At 60.2% G+C, this 5,453-nt stretch carries 4 protein-coding genes and 1 pseudogene; 1 reads left to right on the forward strand and 4 read right to left on the reverse strand.

Annotated elements, in window-relative coordinates:
* Nucleotides 1–1,176 precede the first annotated feature (1,176 nt).
* Nucleotides 1,177–1,617 carry a hypothetical protein gene (locus QZY48_RS00130; protein ID WP_295426304.1) on the reverse strand — a complete coding sequence of 147 codons (441 nt, stop codon included), beginning with the start codon at nt 1,615–1,617 and terminating at the stop codon, nt 1,177–1,179.
* Between the two features lie 34 nt (nt 1,618–1,651).
* Here QZY48_RS00130 and QZY48_RS00135 point away from each other — a divergent pair.
* Nucleotides 1,652–2,275: pseudogene (locus QZY48_RS00135) on the forward strand (Tn3 family transposase); the annotation flags it as partial.
* Here QZY48_RS00135 and QZY48_RS00140 read toward each other — a convergent pair.
* The 3 genes from QZY48_RS00140 to QZY48_RS00150 form a co-directional block, all read right to left on the reverse strand.
* The gene (locus QZY48_RS00140) at nt 2,205–3,134 is read right to left on the reverse strand and encodes a replication initiation protein (RefSeq protein ID WP_295426306.1); all 930 of its coding nucleotides are present in this window, start codon (nt 3,132–3,134) and stop codon (nt 2,205–2,207) included. The pseudogene QZY48_RS00135 and the gene QZY48_RS00140 overlap by 71 nt on opposite strands.
* Nucleotides 3,067–3,351, reverse strand: coding sequence for a hypothetical protein (locus tag QZY48_RS00145; protein ID WP_295426308.1), 285 nt, complete (start codon nt 3,349–3,351; stop codon nt 3,067–3,069). Before QZY48_RS00145 ends, QZY48_RS00140 begins: the two co-directional genes overlap by 68 nt.
* A 609-nt stretch (nt 3,352–3,960) precedes the next feature.
* Nucleotides 3,961–5,453 (reverse strand): ATP-binding protein (locus tag QZY48_RS00150; RefSeq protein WP_295426310.1); only part of this gene is annotated, 1,493 nt, incomplete at its 5' end.

The raw sequence follows: 5,453 nt of genomic DNA on the forward strand, positions 1-5,453 counted from the left end.
ACGAGGGGAACCAGGCAGATGGCGACAGCCATCCACAAGGCGGTGTTGGTCTTGGAGCGCAGGGTCGCGTCACTCATGGCAGTAACCTCAAGTCAGATGGCTGGGCCGTATCTCTGGTTCGTGTAGCAAGCTGGACAATGGCTTAGTGGTCGATCCGGGAGGATCAGGACGCCGAAGCGTTGTCGCCTGCCTACGGTTCAAACTATAGATTGCGCCAGCGGAAAGCTGAAATCGTTATTTCCTACTATAACGATCGGATATTGACGAGGCCGTGCCGGATGCAGCGGCAGCCCACCCCGGGCGCGGCCGTCACGCACCTGGTGGGGTCTGGCATCACGCCTGATCTCCTGACGTCTCTTGCTGAACGCGGCCCCGGCGCCGGGCGGGGGCCTTGAGCGTCGGCTCCAAGGTCAGCTCGGGCACGGCCGCCGCGGGGGCCTCGGGTTTCGGTGCCGGGGCTTGCAAGGCCGCGATGATGGCACGTAGATCGGCGTTATGGGGGTCTGAGGCGCAGTGGAACGGAAAACCGGTTTAAGCGCGGCGCGATCCTTGATAGGTCTGATGGAGAAGGGTTTTCTTGGCGGTCCTCACTGGTGGCATGGACCTGCCCGCACGGGCCAAGATGGGTAAACCGAACTCGGCCAGCCCTAAAACGAACGGCCAACAACTCCAAAAGCGATCCAAATTGCCCATCTCCGACCTGGCTATCCAAGTTGACCAGCCCAGAGGCTCGAACCCCGTACACAAAAATGGTCTTAAACCGGTTTTCCGTTCCACTGCGCCTCAGACCCCAACCTGGGCCGCCATTTCGCGCTGCCCCCGGAGGAGTGGCCGGCGCGGTGTGCGCGGCTGGACGAATTGCGCCGCGGCCAGGGTGCGTTGCTGGTCAGCGCCGGGCCGGTGGAACGCGGGGTCTAGGGCGCAAGGGAACAGAAAACTAGGTAAGGCTGAATCCCAGGATTTTCGGTGACTTCCGGCCTGTCGTCTCACTGGGGTAGACCTCAGCGGGACGCTCTGATGAGACAGATTTAGCGCCTCGTTTGGGTCTTCCCCGGCGATTTGAGACGCGAGCGGACGAGGATCTAGAACCAAACGAGGCGGTCGGCGAGCTTACCTAGGTTTTCTGTTCCGTTGCACCCTAGATCCCACTACGCGCGCCGCTAGCCGGGGTTACGATCAAGGCCGTAAAGGGTGTTGCTCCGGTAAGCCAAACGCCGGCCGAGCGCAGACAGGTCCAGCTTGCAATTCTGCTTGGGTGGTGCTTTTGTCTTTATCGAGGTGAATTGGATAAACGGGAGTGCCCAGTCCAAATTCAACTACATAATCCCCAGGCAGAAGCCGCGTTATCAGCTTACCTAACGCTTTTTGAACAAAGTAACCGTCAGTATCGCCTAACCAAATTTCAGTTTCTGGCAAAGAAGCCATAATTTCAAGGCCGACATATTGTGTTGACGCCTGCATAGGGAAACACCCCTGATCCTGTTGTAGCAGATTATCTTCGGAATGATCACCATCACGATCTTGGCGGCCGTTCGGTCCGGCCCCACTCACAATGGCGGCACGCGTTAATTCGTCTTCCAGCGCGTTATAGGCGGCCCGGTATTCGGAGTCGCACATCCACCGGAGCATGTAGATCAGAAAATTTCGTCATGTCGTCTTCGGCCTGTTCCGACTGCTTGGCTACCACTTCAGCCCGCGGCTGGCCGATATCGGGGGCACGCGATTCTGGCGGATCGACCAAAAGGCCGACTACGGCCTGCTCAACGCCGTATAGGCCCACCACCTGAGCTTGCAGCGCATCATCCCGCAGTGGGACGACATCCTGCGCCTGGTCGGCTCACTCAAGCTCGGGCGCGTGCCGGCCGCCGGCATCATGCGCACCCTCCAAGTCGGGGAGCGCCCCACCCGCCTGGCCCAGGCCATTGCCGATTTCGGTCGCATCGACAAGACCCCGCACACGCTGACCTACATCGACGACGAGGCCAAGCGCCGGGCGACGCTGACTCAACTCAAGCGCGGCGAGGGTCGCCACAGCGTCGCCCGCGCCGTGTTCCACCGCAAGTGCGGGGAACTGCGTCAGCATTACCGCGAGGGCCAGGAAGACCAACTGGGCGCGCTCGGCCTGGTGCTCAACATGATCGTCTTGTGGAACACGCTCTACATGGAGGCCGCCTTGGACCAGCTACGCGCACAGGGTTACCCGGTCAGCGACATAAACGCTCCCGCGAACGTACCTCGGTGCTGCGCCGCCACTCCTGGTAGGCATCGCAGCTGAGTTCCTCCGGACTCGCAAGGAGTCGTTCGCGCAAGTCGACAAAGAACTGTGCTTCTACCATACGGCTCTTGAATCCTTCTTTCTTGTAATATTTATGGATGAGGGGGTTGAGGTCACCTAGTCGCTCGACGAACGCGGTGCGATGTGCTTCCTGGGCTTGCGGTTCTAATTCCAGGAACCGCTCGCGCACCCGCCGCTCCCGATACCGGTTCCACTCGCTGGTCAGATCAGCGGATGCCTGCTGCCGTCGTTCACGCTCGCAAGCCTGCGCCGCTTCATTTTGCGGTTTTTTGGGACGGTAATCTTCCTCGATCGCCCGGATCAGATAAGCGCAAAGGTTCTTGACCTTGCCCGCCTCGTGCTCGCGTTCGACGTGTGCGCAATTCTCGCGTATCCGCTCTTCATCATAGGTTTCCACAAGCATTCGTGCCTTGCTTTCGGCCACGCCCTTTTCAACCAGCGTCGCCACGAGAAGATCCGGCGGACGCGGGTCCTCGATCGTACTCTCCGCGGCCCCCTCCAACACCATCAGGCCGGCAAGCGGCATCTGCATCGCCGTCCGCTCCACCATAAACAACAGATCCGCAACCGCGCGACCTTTTTTTATTCCCCGATAGCCCACCGATATATCAGAGTTCTTATTGATTTCGAGCACACAGGGTTTGAGGACGTCGTTATTGAGGTGCTTGTAGATCCCATCGAACTGAAGCACATACCGCACGGTATCGAGTGGTACCTGCACCATGTGCGTCTTGGGGCTGCCGGCGCGGCACACCTCGTCCAGTAGAAATTCATACAGCGCCAGCGAGTACTTGCTCGAGAATTGTGTCTGCACCAAAAGCTGGATCTTTGCGAACAATGTCGGATTCTTGACCTTCTCGACGCTCGAGCCCGATGAGCGACATCAAGAGTCCCACCGACATACTGTTTGAATTTTTCGTAAAGCGGTTTTTCTGCGAATGCCAGATGATTGCGTTGAATACTTTCCGTTCGATCAACGAGAGCCTGTTGCCCACATGGATGGTCGCGGTGGGCTTGAGGAGTTGCTCGGTGTTGGTGGCGAGATCGCGCATCATCAGTCGTCAGTCGTCAGTCGTCCAGCTTAACTGTAGGGTATCCCAGAAGGTCGACGACAAACAGCTATTTTTCGACCCACCCCCCAAATCTCCGACCTTTGATCTCCTAAGGAAGCGATCGTCAAATCTAGTGGACTGGAGCTGAACCCCACCCTGCCCCAAATCTTCGACCGCTGACCCAAATCTCCGACCTTTACGCCCCAAAACCTCGACCGTTTGCCCAAATCTCCGACCTTTAGAGATCGGCAGGTGACATTTTTCTAAAATAATTTCAGTTAGTTATCCAGACAAAAAAGCTTCAAAGCCGTTGCTGACCAAATTTCCGACCTTTCAGGTCCTTTGCAACCAATGACTTACACTCAATTCCCCAAATCTTCGACCGTTCGACCCCAAATCTTCGACTTTTCGAGCAAGTTTTAATTTATTTAACATTGACTTATGGAACCTCTTAACTGTTGTTAAAGAACATATGTTAACAACAAGGCCCAAATCTCCGACCGTTCGGCCGCAGGTAGTCAGTTCCGTCTGTTGTTGTTCTTTTTTTTTGTAACTACTCAGGTCCCCGGAGACTGCCTCGCATGTTTCGCTTGAACACAGCGCAACTCCAGATCAGGCCAGGGGCTCCCGGACGTGATCGGGCTCGCACGGTACGGTCACGGTGGGTGGCGGCGCGTGCCCGAACCCCGCAAGCGTTACCAGCAGGGGGGCAAGATCGGCGTCCAAGGCAGTGATGCGCGCCTCCATGTCGGCCCGTGGCGCCTGCACATGCAGGGCCGTTTCCAGTTCCTGCGCCCGCAGACACACGGCCGCGGCCCCGAGGGTAGCGGCTGAGCCTTTTAGGGCGTGAGCCAACCGCAGCACCTCGTCTAACGCACCGGTCGCCAGGTGCCGACGCAGTGCGGCCACGTCGTCGGCGTGGCACTGCGCGAACAGGGTCAAAAATCGCACGTAACTCGACAGATTGCCGCGCACACAGCGCAACCCGGCCTCCAGGTCGATTCCGGCGATGCCGTCTAAGGTCTGTCGTAAGGTCACGTCCTCGGACTGCGCAGCCGGTGCGGTCGCGTCGGCCAGCCCCGGCGCGGCGGGTCGCGGCAGCCAGCGCAACAGGGCCGCATAGAGCTGTTCGGGTTCCACCGGTTTGCCGATGTGGTCGTCCATGCCCGCGTCCAGGCACCGCCGCCGGTCCTCTGCAAAGGCATTGGCGGTCATGGCCAAAATAGGCAAGCGGGCATGCCCGGCCTGCGCGCGGATCCGGCGGGTCGCCTCCAACCCGTCCATCTCCGGCATTTGCACGTCCATCAGCACCAGCGCGTACTCCCTCGCCAGGGCGCACTCGACCGCCTCGTGACCCGTTGCGACCACGTCCACGACCAGACCCAGGCCGCTCAAGATCTCGCGCGCCACCTCCTGATTGACCGGGTCGTCCTCCGCCAGGAGCAGGTGCACACCCCGGTAATCGCGCGCCAGGACCAACTCCGGGGGCTCCACTCCCGGCCCCATCCCGGCGCACGCCGGCGCGGCCTCCGGCACCGCGACCCGGGTCAGCCGGGCCGTGGCCCAGAAGGTGCTGCCCTGGCCCGGGGTACTCGTCACGCCCACCTCACCGCCCATCAGGTTCGCCAGGCGGCGGCAGATGATCAGCCCCAAACCCGTACCACCGAAGCGACGGGTGGTAGAGTCGTCGGCCTGGACGAACGCCTCGAACAACCGCCCCTGTTGGTCCGCCGTCAGTCCGATCCCCTGATCCTCCACCTCCAGACGCAACAGCAGGGTCTCCCCCTGATCCTCCGCCACCCGGACCCGCACCTGGACCCGACCCCGCTCGGCGAACTTGATGGCATTGCCGAGATAGTTGAGCAAGATCTGTCCCAGGCGCAGGGGGTCACCGCGCACCGCCGCCGGGACTGCGGAGTCGATGTCCCGCTCGATCGTCAGGCCCTTGGCGAGCGCCCGTTCACCCAGGATACCAAGTGTATGATCGACCACCTCGGCCAGGACGAACGGGATCTCCTCCAGGCTCAGTTGCTCGGCCTCGATCTTGGACAGGTCCAGAATGTCGTTGATGATGCACAGGAGGTGCTGACTTGCCTCACCGACCT

Origin of the sequence: uncultured Thiodictyon sp., assembly GCF_903828115.1 — a bacterium.
Taxonomy (GTDB): Bacteria; Pseudomonadota; Gammaproteobacteria; order Chromatiales; family Chromatiaceae; genus Thiodictyon.

Coding starts and splice junctions, on each gene's coding strand:
- QZY48_RS00130 (WP_295426304.1), bottom strand. CDS start 1,617: ATGTGCGACTCCGAATACCGGGCCGCCTATAACGCGCTGGAAGACGAA.
- QZY48_RS00145 (WP_295426308.1), bottom strand. CDS start 3,351: ATGATGCGCGATCTCGCCACCAACACCGAGCAACTCCTCAAGCCCACC.